The 14,728-nt window shown below is 56.3% G+C and carries 15 protein-coding genes; 7 read left to right on the top strand and 8 right to left on the bottom strand.

Features of this window, described 5'->3' with window-relative positions:
- Window positions 1–17 precede the first annotated feature (17 nt).
- Together chrA and U5A05_RS14095 are read left to right on the top strand one after the other, a co-directional pair.
- Complete coding sequence (chrA, locus tag U5A05_RS14100) at window positions 18–1,226, top strand: chromate efflux transporter (RefSeq protein ID WP_321833482.1); 1,209 nt, start codon at window positions 18–20, stop codon at window positions 1,224–1,226.
- 137 nt (window positions 1,227–1,363) lie between these two features.
- On the top strand, window positions 1,364–2,326 hold the full coding sequence (locus tag U5A05_RS14095; protein WP_321833480.1) for a hypothetical protein: 963 nt from the start codon (window positions 1,364–1,366) through the stop codon (window positions 2,324–2,326).
- Window positions 2,327–2,398: 72 nt separating this feature from the next.
- On the opposite strand, the gene U5A05_RS14090 is transcribed toward U5A05_RS14095, so the two are convergent.
- Entirely contained in the window at window positions 2,399–3,283 is an 885-nt protein-coding gene (locus tag U5A05_RS14090) for a LysR family transcriptional regulator (RefSeq protein ID WP_261738522.1), read from the bottom strand.
- 113 nt (window positions 3,284–3,396) lie between these two features.
- Here U5A05_RS14090 and argC point away from each other — a divergent pair, with 113 nt between their 5' ends.
- The gene (argC, locus tag U5A05_RS14085) at window positions 3,397–4,326 is read left to right on the top strand and encodes an N-acetyl-gamma-glutamyl-phosphate reductase (protein ID WP_321833478.1); all 930 of its coding nucleotides are present in this window, start codon (window positions 3,397–3,399) and stop codon (window positions 4,324–4,326) included.
- A gap of 71 nt (window positions 4,327–4,397) precedes the next feature.
- On the opposite strand, the gene U5A05_RS14080 is transcribed toward argC, so the two are convergent.
- Window positions 4,398–5,189 carry a PhzF family phenazine biosynthesis protein gene (locus U5A05_RS14080; RefSeq protein WP_321833475.1) on the bottom strand — a complete coding sequence of 264 codons (792 nt, stop codon included), beginning with the start codon at window positions 5,187–5,189 and terminating at the stop codon, window positions 4,398–4,400.
- Between the two features lie 158 nt (window positions 5,190–5,347).
- A complete protein-coding gene (locus U5A05_RS14075; RefSeq protein ID WP_261738519.1) occupies window positions 5,348–6,106 on the bottom strand; it encodes an SDR family oxidoreductase in 759 nt (252 codons plus the stop codon).
- Window positions 6,107–6,207: 101 nt separating this feature from the next.
- Here U5A05_RS14075 and U5A05_RS14070 point away from each other — a divergent pair, with 101 nt between their 5' ends.
- Window positions 6,208–6,801, top strand: coding sequence for a TetR/AcrR family transcriptional regulator (locus U5A05_RS14070; RefSeq protein ID WP_261738518.1), 594 nt, complete (start codon window positions 6,208–6,210; stop codon window positions 6,799–6,801).
- A 56-nt stretch (window positions 6,802–6,857) separates the two neighbouring features.
- Here the strand turns inward: U5A05_RS14070 and dctA are convergent, their stop codons facing one another.
- Complete coding sequence (gene dctA / locus U5A05_RS14065; protein WP_321833470.1) at window positions 6,858–8,171, bottom strand: C4-dicarboxylate transporter DctA; 1,314 nt, start codon at window positions 8,169–8,171, stop codon at window positions 6,858–6,860.
- A 102-nt stretch (window positions 8,172–8,273) separates the two neighbouring features.
- A complete protein-coding gene (locus U5A05_RS14060) occupies window positions 8,274–9,443 on the bottom strand; it encodes a mandelate racemase/muconate lactonizing enzyme family protein (RefSeq protein ID WP_261738516.1) in 1,170 nt (389 codons plus the stop codon).
- 99 nt (window positions 9,444–9,542) lie between these two features.
- Here U5A05_RS14060 and U5A05_RS14055 point away from each other — a divergent pair, with 99 nt between their 5' ends.
- Window positions 9,543–10,418, top strand: coding sequence for a LysR family transcriptional regulator (locus tag U5A05_RS14055; protein ID WP_321833467.1), 876 nt, complete (start codon window positions 9,543–9,545; stop codon window positions 10,416–10,418).
- A gap of 156 nt (window positions 10,419–10,574) precedes the next feature.
- Here U5A05_RS14055 and U5A05_RS14050 read toward each other — a convergent pair whose 3' ends face one another.
- Entirely contained in the window at window positions 10,575–12,065 is a 1,491-nt protein-coding gene (locus tag U5A05_RS14050; protein ID WP_261738514.1) for an MFS transporter, read from the bottom strand.
- Between the two features lie 114 nt (window positions 12,066–12,179).
- Here U5A05_RS14050 and soxR point away from each other — a divergent pair, with 114 nt between their 5' ends.
- Window positions 12,180–12,659: a redox-sensitive transcriptional activator SoxR gene (soxR, locus tag U5A05_RS14045; RefSeq protein WP_261738513.1), complete on the top strand. Its 480-nt coding sequence runs from the start codon at window positions 12,180–12,182 to the stop codon at window positions 12,657–12,659.
- Here the strand turns inward: soxR and U5A05_RS14040 are convergent.
- On the bottom strand, window positions 12,647–13,048 hold the full coding sequence (locus U5A05_RS14040; RefSeq protein ID WP_261738512.1) for a GFA family protein: 402 nt from the start codon (window positions 13,046–13,048) through the stop codon (window positions 12,647–12,649). The two genes, soxR and U5A05_RS14040, sit on opposite strands and share 13 nt — an antisense overlap.
- Window positions 13,049–13,229: 181 nt before the next feature.
- Between U5A05_RS14040 and U5A05_RS14035 the strand changes: the two genes are divergently transcribed.
- Complete coding sequence (locus U5A05_RS14035) at window positions 13,230–14,093, top strand: sensor domain-containing diguanylate cyclase (RefSeq protein ID WP_261738511.1); 864 nt, start codon at window positions 13,230–13,232, stop codon at window positions 14,091–14,093.
- A gap of 5 nt (window positions 14,094–14,098) precedes the next feature.
- On the opposite strand, the gene U5A05_RS14030 is transcribed toward U5A05_RS14035, so the two are convergent.
- A complete protein-coding gene (locus U5A05_RS14030) occupies window positions 14,099–14,638 on the bottom strand; it encodes a DUF1523 family protein (RefSeq protein ID WP_261738510.1) in 540 nt (179 codons plus the stop codon).
- Window positions 14,639–14,728 lie beyond the last annotated feature (90 nt).

The raw sequence follows: 14,728 nt of genomic DNA, 5'->3' as shown, positions 1-14,728 counted from the left end.
ACCAGGTAGGCACATGCATGGCCAACTCTTATGTCGATAAACGCAGCAGCGCCTGGTCAGTTTTTTTCATCTTCATGCGCCTTGGGTTGACCTCGTTCGGTGGCCCTATTGCGCACTTGGGCTACTTTCGCGATGAGTTTGTCACACGACGGCGTTGGCTGACCGAGCGCACCTATGCGGACTTGGTCGCGCTCTGCCAATTATTACCTGGCCCGGCAAGCAGTCAGGTTGGCATCGCTCTGGGGGTGTCACGTGCAGGATACGGTGGGGCTTTCGCGGCCTGGGCTGGTTTTACGCTACCTTCGGCCATTGCGCTGATCCTGTTTGCGCTGGGCATCTCCCGATATGGATCAGCCATCTCTCCCGGCGTCCTGCATGGCCTCAAAGTGGTCGCTGTCGCGGTGGTTGCTCAAGCCGTTTGGGGGATGGCGCGGCATCTGTGCACAGACGTGACGCGAGTCACCCTGATGGCGATTGCTACCTGCGTCGCCTTGCTTGAGCCGTCTGCAGGGGGGCAGGTCAGCGTGATTGTTGCTGCCGGGCTTGCAGGTTTGCTGCTGTTCAAACCCGGGCAGTGTGCCGAGCACGATCCATTGCCGATCTCCATCAGCCGCCGGGCCGGGGGGATTTACCTGTCTTTATTCCTGGTATTGCTGGTGGGGCTGCCGCTATTGACCCAACTGTGGCCCAGTCAAACCGTGGCACTGGTGGATGCCTTCTACCGCTCCGGCTCACTGGTCTTCGGTGGCGGGCACGTGGTGCTGCCACTGTTGCAGGCCGAAGTGGTGCCCTCCGGCTGGGTCAGTAATGACGTGTTCCTGGCAGGATATGGCGCCGCGCAAGCCATACCTGGCCCCCTGTTCACGTTCGCCGCATTCCTCGGCACGTCGATGAATGTCCCTCCATCAGGATGGGCAGGGGGGATAATCTGCCTCTTGGCGATCTATGCGCCGTCCTTTTTGATCACTCTGGGCGCCTTGCCGTTTTGGGAACAATTACGCCGTAGCGTACGAACTCAGGCCGCGTTGGCCGGGGTCAATGCCGCGGTGGTTGGTCTGCTGTTGGCTGCGCTTTACCATCCGGTATGGACGAGTGCCATTTTGCAGCCGCAGGATTTCGGTCTGGCCGTGCTGGCCCTGGTTGCGCTGATGTTCTGGAAGGTTGCGCCGTGGCTGGTCGTCATTGGGAGCGGAATCGCGGGATGGGTGCTGAGTGTCACTATGTGAGGCGTAAGTAGTGACCGGGGGCGTTCGCTCACCGCTCCATTTCAATGTCCACGTGTGGCCTGTGCCTCGACGCTTTCCCGGAAAGACCGGCCCAGGCGGGCAAACTGAACTATCCCCGACAGGAGTTGGAAAGACAGATGACCAAAGAAATTGAGCAGAGGCTCGAACGTATCCATCACGAGCTGAGCGGCTCCGAACGTGACTTGTCGAGTAACTCCCCGAGGTCGTTGAAGTACTACGTACGGGATATCCAGCGCAGATTGTCCGAATGGTTGATCGAGCACCGCCACCAGCAGGAAAAGCAGCGCCAAGATTTGCTCCGTGCCATGGTGGTGATTGGCGTCATCGGCGTCCTGCTGGCCATTGTGCGATCTGCCGCCAGTGACATGGAGTGGGTGCGCGAACATACCCTGGCATTTCGGCTGTGGGGGGTGAGCTTGTGTCTGATTTTCGTCGGCGTGTTGGTCGAGCGTTCGTCAGTGGTGAAGTCATTGTGGAGCTTCGCCGTCACCAAGTTATTGTTGTCGCTGATCCTTTCCGGGGCGTTGTTCTATGCGCGCGGCAGAGCAGCGGGGCACATCAATGGCGTGTTCCATGTGGACGCCTCCGCCTTGCCCATCACCCTGGTCCTGACCACAGGCCTGGTGCTGTTCAAACTGCTGGTGCCTTTTGTGCTGAGCATCGCGGCGCTGATTCTGGCGCTTCATCTCTTGTTCATCAGCAATTGGGTCAAGGGCAAAGCGACCGGGGATGTCCCGTGGTTCTCTGTGCTGTGCAGTGCGGTGGCGGGTGTGATTCTGTTTTTCGGTTGGAGCTGGCCCAGCGATCAGTTGAGCGATACGCGTATTCCGGAGAAGGTCTATCTGATCGCGCAGGCGCTGGATTTCAACCAAAGACATGAGTGCGCGAATGTCGATCCCGAGCGTCCTGTGGTTTTTCTCGGTGCCGGTCAGGAGTCCGTGCTGGTGGCGCCATACCGCCTGGAGGACTTCGACTTTGCCACTTTCTTTGAAAGCAGGGTGATAGTGCCAACCGCTTTTGTGCGCGAGAAGTGCGAGTACAAGCCGCTGCTGCCCCTGAAGTCATTGGGCAGCTATTGAGAGGTTGTTTCCTGGCGAGTGAATACAGCGCTGCAAGTAGCGCTCTGACGCGCCTTTTGTGATCCTTGTCGGCTACTGCGCACTCAACCCCCACAACACATCCAGTACATATTGCGTAGATCGTTCGATGTCGCCTTCGCGGTGAGCTATGCCCAGCTGCCGCCATAGCAAGGGATGTAAAGGCCGCATGGCGATTCTGGTATCAGGCAAGGGTGTTGAGGCCTCATACGGCAACAGGGTCGCGCCATAACCGGCTGCCACCAGGCTTTTGATCGCATCGTTGTAGTTCAGCTGGATACGCGGGGTTGGCTGGCGTCCATCACTGGCAAACCACTCTGTGGTCAAGCGCGAAAGCCGGGTCGTGTTGTCATTCAGAATTAATGGCTGAGCAGCCAGCCAGTCGGGGCTGACAACCTGCGGACATTCCCAGCGAGCGGGCAAGAAAGCCATGACCGGGTCCCGTCGCCATGGCTTGATCCGTAATTGCCTGACGGGAGTCTGAGGCAGCGCGACCAGACCTATTTCCAAAGAGCCCTCGGCAAGTTTTTTCAACGTTTCCTGCGACGTCAGCACTGCAACCTGCACATCGATTGCAGGGTGGCGCTGGCTCAAGATCTCCAACGCTTGCGGCATCAACTGGGCGATGGCACCGGTGGAGGCGCCCAGCCGCACACGCCCTGAAAGGCCCTGCACCTGACGCTGCACGTCCTCCAGCGCTTGCTCCGCATCCGCCAGCAGACGTCGCGCGCGCTCCACCAGTGTTTCACCGATTGCCGAAGGCTGAACGCGGCCACGGGTGCGTGACAACAGCTTGCCGCCCACCCGCGACTCCAGGTCGGCGATATGCAAACTGACCGTGGGCGGCGAGAGATTCAGCACGCGGGCCGCCTCGGCAAATGAGCCCAGATCGGCGATAGCAACCAGCGTGCGCAGACGGTCGAGGCTGATTTCACGCATGGAGCGCTCCTTATTCAGAAAAACTGAATCTCATCGTTTATAAATTCAACTTTTCCTATCTTAACTCCCGACTGATGATTGGGCTCCTCATTTCCTGAGTCCGAGAGCATTCCATGGCAAGTCCACTTGTATTCATCGACGGCGACCAAGGCACCACCGGGTTGCAAATCCATCAGCGGCTACGCCACCGGACCGATCTGCAGCTTGTTACGCTCAGCGCTGAACATCGCAAGGATCCACAACGCCGAGCCGAGATCATCAATGCCTGCGATATCGCGATTTTATGCTTGCCCGACCAGGCCGCACGCGACGCGGTAGCGAGTATCGAAAACCCCGCAGTACGGGTGATCGATGCGAGTTCGGCACACCGTACCCATCCGGACTGGACCTATGGTTTCGCGCAAATGAACCCGCAGCAGGCGCAGCGCATTGCCACAGCCCGGCGGGTCAGTAATCCCGGTTGCTACCCTACCGGGGCGATAGGGCTGCTGCGTCCGTTACTGGAGGCCGGGTTGTTGCCAAGAGACTATCCGGCAAACATTTATGCCGTGTCGGGCTATTCGGGAAAAGGCCGCGTCGGCGTGCAGGAATATGAAGGCGAAGGCGCGTCGCCGCCCCCGGCATTTCAGGTGTATGGCCTGGGGCTTGAGCACAAGCATGTACCGGAGATCCAGCAGCAAAGCGGCCTGAGCCAGCCCCCAATGTTCGTACCGGCCTATGGCGCTTTTCGGCAGGGGATCGTGCTGAGCATACCGGTGCAACTTCGGTTACTGGCGCCGGGGGTGGATGCGGCGCAGCTGCATGAGTGTCTTGTGCGGCACTATCTGGATGCAGCCCATGTACAGGTGATGTCGCTGCAGGAGGCTAAACAACTGACGCACCTTGATCCTCAGGCGCTTAACGGGACTGATGATCTGCAGTTGGTGGTGTGTGCAAATGAACAGACGGGGCAAGTCTTGCTGGCTGCCATATTTGACAATTTGGGGAAGGGCGCTGCTGGCGCCGCGGTGCAGAATCTGGATTTGATGGTTGCAGAAATCTGACCCCCGACACTCGCCTGGAATGGAATCCGTGGCGACGGGGGTCAGCATTTCATTGCGCCTTCACCAAGCGCTTACAGGTTAATAATCCCTTCCAGATATTGCACCGCCCGACCTGAGACAAATACCCGGCCGTTATCAACCCGGCAGTCCAGCACACCGCGCCGACGGGAGGCCTGCAACGCTAACAACCGCGACTTGTTCAAGCGTTTTGCCCAGAACGGAGCCAACCCTGCATGAATGGATCCGGTGACAGGATCCTCATCGCCACCGTTGGCTGGCCAGAAGTAGCGCGAGACAAAATCGTACTGTTGACCGGGCGCAGTGACGACCACATCCCGCGGGCCCAGCTCTTTCAGCTTATCGAGTCGCGGCACCACGCTCTCGACCTGCTGTTGATCGGTATAAATCGCAAAGTAGGCTTGGCGGCTGACCCAATATTCGTTGGGTGTGATCGAAAGACCTTCGAGCAACTGGGCAGGCACATCAACCAGCGGGCGGGGAGCGAGTTCGGGGAAATTCAACTCTATCTCGCCGCCAGGTAACTGGGTGACCGGAATTTCTCCAACTGCCTTGGCCCAGAACGTGATGGACTTGCTGGCACCGGGCTGATTGAACAGCACAAAAGCGCTTGCCAGCGTGGCGTGGCCGCAGAAGTCGATCTCAGTGAATGGCGAGAACCAGCGGATTTCGTATTGTCCGCTCTGGTTAAGCACATAGAACGCAGTTTCCGGCAGCGAATTTTCAATGGCAATCGACTGCATGACCTCGGCAGGTAGCCAGGCTTCAAGAGGAACCACGGCTGCCGGGCTGCCCGAGAATACCGTGGAGGTGAATGCGTCGATTTGGTAGAGGTTAAGCTGCATGGCTGAATCCAGTCGGTGTGGGTAAGGCGCACCCTAGCAGTCATGCAGCAACTTTCAGTAGTGACAGAGCCGCGTTTTCTGGAGCATACAGCGGCTGCTTGGGGCTTGTTCCTCGGCAGCCTCTTCCTTGGTAACAGCGCGTGCGCCGAAGCTTACCGTCACTCTGCCGGTGGTTTGTATCCCGCAAGCATTTTCAACACTTCATCATGTGAGCCGCTCGCTTCAGCAAACCGTAATGGCTTGGCACGTTCGACGATCAGTTCGCGTGGGGTCGGAGAGATCTCGAGTAGCTCGAAGATTTCATCCAAAAACGCCTCCAACGGCATTGCGTGCTCGTCGTTTTCCTGCCCAAGCAAAGTGGTACGCACACCCGGTGGCGCAAGCTCGATAACCTCGACTGATGAGGCTTCCAGCTGAACTCGAAGGCTTTGAGTGAACGAGTGAACTGCCGCTTTGGTTGCGCTGTAGGTCGGTGTTGCAGGCAGCGGTACGAATGCCAAAGCCGAGCTTACATTCACAATCGTTGCACTGGACTGCGTGAGCAGGTGGGGAGTAAATGCATACACCATGCGGATCGTGCCCAGTAAGTTCGTTGTTACGATATCTTCGGCTGTGCTTAGGCTTTGCGGATCAGTCAGATCCTCCCAGTGCATGATTCCAGCGTTGTTTATAAGAACGTTTAGATTCGGATGGCTGATCGCAAGCGTTTCGCTGCTGCGCTGGATGGATTGTGGATCGGAAACGTCCAGCAATACTGATTCAATACCTGGGTGCTGCGACGTGATCTTGTCGAGCAGAGCTTTGCGACGTCCCGCGATGATGACTTTGTTGCCTGCCTTGTGAAGCCTAAGCGCCAGACCAAGGCCGATACCCGAGGTGCCGCCAGTGACCAGAATCGTATTGCCAGTGCTGTTCATAGTAAACTCCAGAAACGATGCTTAAGTGGACAAGTGTCCGCTTGAGAAAAATGTATCGGACAATTGTCCGTTTAGCAATGCACTCAAGGAAAATTTTGCTCATGACTGACGATTTGGTGATGCGTTCTGACGCCAAGAAAAACCGTGAACGGATTCTGGAGGTCGCGGTGGTGGAGCTGACTCGTGATCCTGCGGTTCCGTTGAGCACGATTGCGAAGAAGGCAGGGGTGGGGCAGGGCACGTTCTATCGGCACTTCGCCACCAGAGAGAAGCTGGTATTCGAGGTTTATCAATTCGAGATGCAGCAGGTAGCCTCGTTAGCGGAACAGCTCCTGGCGATAAAACCACCTAAGGAGGCCCTCCGAGAATGGATGGACTGCCTCGCTGAATATGCAATGACAAAAGCAGGACTTGCTACCGCAATACAACAAGCTGCGTCTATTTACGAGTTCCCGGGGAAGTCAGGATACGCACCAGTTCAAGCAGCTGCCGAGTCGCTTTTGAGGGCAAATGAGAAAGCCGGAACGATTCGTAGCGGGATTACTAACGACGACTTTTTTCTCGCCATTGCTGGAATATGGCAAATGGACTCCCAGAGCGACTGGCGCTCGCGTCTCGCCAGATTGATGACCTTGGTGATGGATGGTCTGTGCGCTGGCAGCCCCGAAAGCTTAAAGAGAAACGCGCAACCTTAAAAATCGGAACCGGTCATAACCGTTTCTGACGCGGAATGACCGGAGCGTGTGACGGATTATTTTTGCGCCAGTAACATCTTCCTTTGCGCCTTTTCGTGTTTCATTGCGGCGATTTCACGCTCGCAGGCCTCGACATCAAACGAGTTATCCCACTTGGCAATGGCAATGGCGATGGTGCCGATGCCGTTACCGATCAGGTTGGTTACGGCCCTCGCTTCGTTCAGGAACCGGTCAATGCCCAAAAGCAAAACAAGGCCTACGAGAGGGATTGAATGGATGGTTGTGAGTGTTGCAGCCAGCGTCACAAACCCTGCACCCGCAACGCCAGCCGAGCCTTTTGACGTCAGCAGGAATACACCGAGCAAAATCATCTGATCCACAAACGTCAGTGGCGTATTGGTCGCTTGGGCGATAAAGATGGCGGCCATGGTGAGATAGATGCAGGTGCCGTCTGCATTAAAGGTGTACCCCGTTGGCAACACCATGCCCACTACTGATTTTTTGCAGCCAAGCTTTTCAAGCTTCACCATCATGCGCGGCAGTACGGCTTCGGTTGAGCAGGTGCCAAGCGTGATGAGAATTTCATCTTTGAAATAACGAAGAAATTGCATGAGCGGCATGCCTGACCATCTGGCAACAGTACCCAGCACCACCACGATGAAAATCAAGGTTGTGATGTAGAGCGCGACCAGCAACTGGCCGAGTGACAGCAAGGTACCAATCCCGTACTTGCCGATAGTGAACGCCATACCGGCACCAGCACCAATCGGCGCCAAGCGCATGACCATTGCAACGATCTTGAACAGACCTTGCAGGAACAGATCAATGGTGTTGATTAGCGGTTTGCTGGTTTCGCCCATTTGAACCAGAGCAACACCCATTAGTACTGAAAGCAGGATAACCTGAAGCATTACACCATTCGAGAAGGCGCCGATGAATGTATGCGGGATGATATTGAGGAAGAAATCAATGGTGCCACCTTGCTCACTGGCAGCTTGGCTGTATTTACTGACTGCACTTCCATCAAGCGCGCTAGCATTGATGTTCATACCTGCACCAGGCTTCACGATGTTGACCACAATAAGGCCGACGACGAGGGCGATGGTTGAAAGAATCTCGAAGTAGATCAGCGCTTTCACACCAATCCGTCCAACTTCCTTGATACTGCCCATTTTCGCGATACCGACGACCACCGTACCGAAAATAATAGGCGCCAACAGCATTTTGATGAGTTTGATGAAACCATCGGCAAACGGTTGGAGCTTGGCTCCAATATCAGGCATGAAGTAACCGATGGCGGCACCGATCACAATGCCGATCAGCACTTGCACATACAGCTGGCTATACCAGTGTGACTTGGAAATTTCCACGTAAGCACCTCATTTTATTTTTGTGATGGGCGTGTGGCTTGGCGTCAGTGGGGGACGCCGGATTCTGCGGCCTCTTTACAAGAGACCGCAGATTGAGGGCGATTAGCCTTCGCCTAACTCACGCATTACTGCGTACAAGGCGGACTTGGCTTCGAAGCCAACACCTGGAATATCCGGCAGACCGACGTAGCCATTTTCGACGCGGATGCCGTCAGCGAAACCGCCGAAAGGCTGGAACACGTCCGGGTAGGATTCGTTGCCGCCCAGGTGCAGGCCTGCTGCGATGTTCAGGGACATCTGGTGGCCGCCATGCGGAACTACGCGTCGGGAAGACCAGCCCATTTCTTCCATCACCTTGAGGGTGCGCATGTACTCTACTAACCCGTAGGACAGGGCGCAGTCGAATTGGAGGAAGTCGCGATCAGGGCGCATACCTCCGTGGCGCAGCAGGTTACGAGCATCCTGGTGGGAGAACAGGTTTTCACCGGTAGCCATGGGTAATTCATAGTGATTGGCCAGCTCAGCCTGGAGTGCGTAATCCAGAGGGTCGCCAATCTCCTCGTACCAGAACAGGTTGTACTGTTTGATCGCCTCAGCGTAAGCAATACCAGTCTGAAGATCGAAGCGCCCATTAGCATCGACTGCCAACCGACGACCATCGCCTACCACCTCAAGTACAGCTTCGATGCGACGGATATCCTCGTCCAGCGGCACTGCACCGATCTTCATTTTGACGACGTCGTAGCCGCGATCCAGGTAGCTTTGCATTTCTGCCTTGAGTTTAGTCTGGTCTTTGCCGGGGTAGTAATAGCCACCGGCTGCATAGACCCAGACCTTGTCATCCGCCACGCCGTTACGGTAACGGTCAGCCAGTAGGCGATAGAGAGGCTTGCCTTCAATCTTGGCCACTGCATCCCATACAGCCATGTCGATGGTGCCAACTGCGACCGATCGCTCGCCGTGGCCGCCTGGCTTCTCGTTGGTCATCAGGGCTTTCCAGATGGCGAACGGATCCAGGTTGTTGTTTTCATGGTCGACAAGGGTGTCCGGATCAGCCTCCGTGATACGCGCCAGGAAACGATCACGCATCAGAGCACCCTGGCCATAGCGACCGTTGGAGTTGAAACCGTAGCCGATGACGGGTTTACCATCGCGAATTACGTCCGTGATGACAGCGACGACCGAGCAGGTCATTTTGGAGAAGTCGATATAGGCGTTAGCAATTGGGGAAGCAATAGAGACAGTTTTTTCACGGATGTCTACGATACGCATGACGGGTTCCTCTTGTTGTTTGTGATCCCACGTTATGCTTTGCGATGATCCCCGCCCAATGCTATTAATGCCGCGCCCTATGCACAGGAGGCATTGCCCTTGGAACTCGTTTGGTTAGAGGATTTTTCAGCGCTTGCGGAGTACGGCAGCTTTGTTCGGGCGGCTGAAGCTCGCCACGTTACTCAGCCTGCTTTCAGTCGTAGAGTCCGTTCCCTGGAGAACTGGATGGGCGTCGAGTTGTTTGTTCGCACGCCCCAAGGCGCGACCTTAACCGAGGCAGGAAGACAGATTTTGTCTAGTGCCCAAGAGGCTGCTAGAGGTTTGTACCTGATGCGTTCCGAGGCACAGGAGGTGGCTGGGGTAGCCGCCAAAACACTGCAATTTGCAGCCACACACTCCTTGTCATTCACCTTCTTCCCACGATGGTTGAGAGGTGCAGAAAATGGCGCGCCGATAGATTCGGTACGTCTATATTCAGACAGCATGGCTGTTTGCGAGCAGATGCTAATCCACGGTCAGGTTCAATTCCTGCTTTGCCATCGCCACCCCGACGTCCCACCCTTGCTAGCACCTGATCAGTTCATTGGAAAGAAGGTCGGAGGGGATGTACTCGTGCCACTGGCGAGCGCCTCTGCCAATTTTGGTACTTCTCCTGAAACACTGCCTTACCTGGCCTATACCCACGAGTCGGGGTTAGGCCGAATCGTCGCTCACCGACTCCACGGCAAAGAAGATTATCTTCATCTTAAACCTCTTTTCAGCAGTCACCTTGCCGCCGTTTTGATGTCAATGGCCTTGGAGAGCAAAGGCGTCGCCTGGTTGCCCAAAAGCCTGACAGAACAGGAAATGACTGATGGGCGCCTTGTCAGGGCGCTCGACGAAAGCTGGGATATTCCTTTAGAGATTCATCTAACCCGCCCTACAGCGGCTATTTGCCCTTCTGCAGAAGAGTTCTGGGCCAAGTTGAGTGGCTAGATCCACTGGGCTACCGGCCTTTTTACATACAGATGGAACGTCTATCCTTGACCGTTCCTGGCCGAAACTGTGAAGCCGTAACAGGCCGCTTTCGCCCCGTAGCACACGGTCGTCTGCCTCTATAGACGACCGTGCATTTGAGCACTTAGCGAGCTCCTAAAACTTGGGGCGATTCAGCCGATGCCGCACTACACGCAAGGCCGTAAAAACACCAAGAACCGGTGCGAGTGCGAACACTCCAAAAAGCCAGGTTGCTGCTCTTGATACGCCGCCGACGCCTCCGGGATCAGTCAGGCCAGCGAGGTTTGCCACCATTCCCGCCAGCGCCGCACCGAGCGCTGTAGCGAACAGCTGCACGGTTGTGATCGAAGCGGCTGCCAGGTCCTGTTCCCCCGCCGTAGACACCTGAAAGACGCGGGTCAGCAGATGCGGCCAAGCCAGCCCTACGCCCAGCCCGATTGCGACCAATGCAAGGCAGATAGGGGTAAGTGCCTGCCAGCCACCTTCAGTTTCAGTTCGCATCAAAACGGCAAGCGCAACCATGCCCGCTAATCCAAGGATTGGGCCAGCGAGGATCGCGCGCCGGATGTTTCTACCGCTCACGGCGGCGCTTGCCAGTGAACCCAGGGTCCACCCGGCCGCCATCAGCGCTGCAAGATAGCCAGCGGCGAGCGGTGACTGGTGGTGGAGAACCTGAAGGAATAACGGCACAAATATTTCGCCACTGGTAACGGCTATCGCCAGCAACGACATAGTTGCATAAAGCGCCCCCAAGGCTGATGTGATGCGCAATGCATCTTGTGGCAGCAGCCTGTGTCGGGCGCGGCTTTCCGTTGTGACCAACAAGGCTGTCAGGATGACGGCCGCCGCCAGACCGACCATGTTCCAGAGGAAGGTTGCCGAGACGCTGCCAGCCGACACGACGAGAACAGCCGATGTCAGAAGGACCAGTTGGGTGAGAGGAAGCGGGGAGGGGGCAGTGCTCTGTGTGCTGCGTTTGGGCAGTACGGCCACAGCGAGCAGGGCGAACAGTAGTGCGACTGGAATCAGCGACCAAAACGCAGCCCGCCATATACCGAGTTCCGCGAAGACCCCGCCTACGGCAGGGCCAACGAGCGTTGCCACTCCCCACATTCCGGAGACCAAGGCCATTGCGCGCGGCCATAGGCTTTCATTGAAGACCAGCCTGATCATGGCATAGGACAGCGCGAACAGAAATCCGCCGCCTAGCCCCTGAATCAGTCGCCCGGCAAGCATGACAGGCATTGAGGGGGCGAATGCGCAGATGAGCGTACCAATTGCAAATACCAGGGTTGCGCTGACGTAAGCGCCGCGTGGCCCCGCGCGAATGAGTAATCGCGCCGACAACGCCGAGCCGAGAATCGAGGCTGCAACGAACAGTGTGGTATTCCAGGCGTAGTAGTCGATACCGCCGATGTCCCTTACGACAGATGGCAGAATTGTCGTGGAAATATAAACATTGACCGCATGCAGGACGACGCCGCCTGCGAGCGCAAGCGAACGCACGCCATTTGTACCAGAGAGCAGTGCTCCCCAGCCTGTAGTTGAGGGCGCGTTATCTCCAGATGCCCATGGGTTCGATCTGTTGTGTGAGGGTTGATCAGATGGGATGTGACGCTTGTCCATGTTGGCTCCACTTCGAGAACTCACCCGCCCCAGCGAATGAAGGCTTGCAAAGGCAAGCCGACACTCTTTATAAAACCTCATGTATAGATGAGGTCAAGAGGGGGCCAGGAATTCATGATCGATGTGCGCGTACCTGTTTCGGTAGGAGAGTTAGCCCGCCGATCGGGCGTTACAATAGCGACCGTCCACTTCTACGAAGCCAAGGGACTGATTCAGGGGCAGCGGACTGCAGGCAACCAGCGTCGTTATGCTCGCGATACTCTTCGGCGCATTGCCATCATCAAGATTGCGAAGCGTGCGGGTATACCGCTGGCTGCAATCAAGGCTGCGCTGGACGAGCTACCCGCTGGAAGACCTCTAACTGCAAAAGACTGGGCGTCCCTTTCCACTAATTGGCGGGACATGTTGACTGAACGGATTCACAGCCTTACCCAGCTTCGTGATCAGCTCGATGGGTGTATCGGCTGCGGATGCCTGTCGATGGAGGACTGCCCTCTGCGCAACCCAGGTGATCATTTGCGTCTGCAGGGTGAAGGTGCCGTCTTACTGGAACAAGACACCCCGCCTGCCGATCCGGGTAGTCAGTCAACCTGAGGGCCAGAGTTGGCTGGCGTATACCACTGGACGGCGCAGGCATGATGCAGGTGTTTCTGTTTTTGAGTGGCGAAGGGCGTGTCGAGTGTGCCCAGTGCTATCGAAACCCAGTCGGCAAATTCGCCTTCTGAGCGTGACCAGAACAAGGTCGAGCCGCACCGGGTGCAGAACTCGCGCAAGACCGTCGCCGAGGAGCGATAGGCTGTAATGCTGGTGGCGCCTTCAAGTATCCGAAGCGCACTGCGGGGGACGCTGGCATACGAAGCAAATGCCGCACCGTGACCTTTACGGCACTGGCTGCAATGGCAATGACTCACTGCTTTTGGCGCAGTGAGCAGTTCATATCTGACCGCTGCGCACAGGCAGCTTCCTTGGTATACCTCAGTCATGTGCCCGTCCGTGCAGGTGAAAAAACGCAATCTTAACTATCTCGGCTTGGTCCGTCTCGCGACGGCTTTCTTTTACAACCTCGAACATTGAGGTCGATAGGGCCATTTGAAATGGTTGCTTGGCCATTATTTAGCCATCAGTCTATTATCAAGACGACTTCCAATTGGATGCCCGTGACCTATGGCCGTTGACCTCCTAGCGCTCTATCCCAAACTGGTCCATCTGATGCTGGATACGGTGTTTGTGGTCGACAGGGACAACCAGATCGTTTTTGTGAGTGATGCCTGTGAGGCATTGCTCGGCTACCGTGCGTCCGAGCTGACGGGAACCACAATTACCGATTATATGCACCCTGATGATCTGGAAGCCTCGCATGCCTCCATTGCCCGGGTCATGAATGGTCAATCCCACATGGATTTTCGTAACCGTTACATCCGCAAGGATGGAGGTATCGTGCATATCCTGTGGGCTGCCTTCTGGTCCATGGAGGTCGGGGCGCGGATCGGTGTCGCGCGAGACATAACGGCACTCAGGCAGGCGGAGGATGAATTACGCTTCCTCGCCCATCATGATCCGCTGACAAAGCTGACCAACCGCTCGCTGTTCAATGAGCGGTTGGACGCGGCCCTGCGCGAGGCACGCCAGCACAAGAGCACGCTGGCCTTGCTGTTTCTGGACCTCAATGAGTTCAAGGGGATCAATGATGTTCATGGGCATGCAATGGGCGATAGCGTGCTCTGCATGACGGCGCGACGGCTGGAAGGCTGCGTAAGAGAGACGGACACGGTAGCCCGGATGGGCGGTGATGAGTTCACGGTTCTGTTGACCGATATCCAGTCGCCGGACGCCGTGTCCAAGCGGGTGGAGCAGATTCTGATGAAAATGGCCGAGCCACTTGGCGCTGAGTTTGGCGCGATCAAAATGCCGTCCTGCAGTATCGGCGTGGCCCTTTACCCCGCGGACGGGGAGGACGCCGATACGCTGCTCAACCATGCCGATGACGATATGTACCGTATTAAAAGGCACCACCGCTCAACTGAGTGATTCAATCAATTTACCGGCATTTGCGGACGTCGTTTCACGCGGCGCTTGATAAATACGGCAATAAACACCAGCCCCAGGGCCATCACGCTGAAAAACACCGTATTGAACCAGGGGAAGGGTTCAGTGCGAGTTTTGGTGGCTTCGATCGCGGTAATGTTAGGAAAAACCGAGAAGATCTTGATGCGCCAGCCGTAGTATCGAATCAGTGCCAGTTGCTCGGCATCGCGGGAGTACCCCTGGGCCTTGGCCTGGATATCGGCAGAATCGAACTTGAAATACCAGGGGAAGGACCAGCCGGTATCCTCGTTGCGATACACCATGACTTCCTTGGTGACCGGGTCTTCAGTGTTGATGAAGTAAACATCCCGGGTTGGGCCATCAGCCGGGTTTTCAGCGTTGATCACGCCATTGTGATCGACCCGTTTGACTTCAACCCCCGTGACCATCACCACATCGTGCTGGGGAAGAAAGTAAAACAGCCCAAGCGCTACGGCGCCGACTGCAAGCAGGACCGTGCCCAGAATGATGCCCTTGAGCCACTTCATGCAAAAACCACGTACATATCAATTATTCCTGATTGCTGTTGATTGAACTAATGGCGGAGCTTATCGCAGCCTGTGCAGGGGACTACAAGT

The organism is Pseudomonas kulmbachensis, assembly GCF_963681935.1.
GTDB lineage: Bacteria > Pseudomonadota > Gammaproteobacteria > Pseudomonadales > Pseudomonadaceae > Aquipseudomonas > Aquipseudomonas kulmbachensis.
The sequence above is the reverse complement of the archived record's forward strand: the minus strand, read 5'-3'. Positions and strand labels throughout refer to the sequence as shown.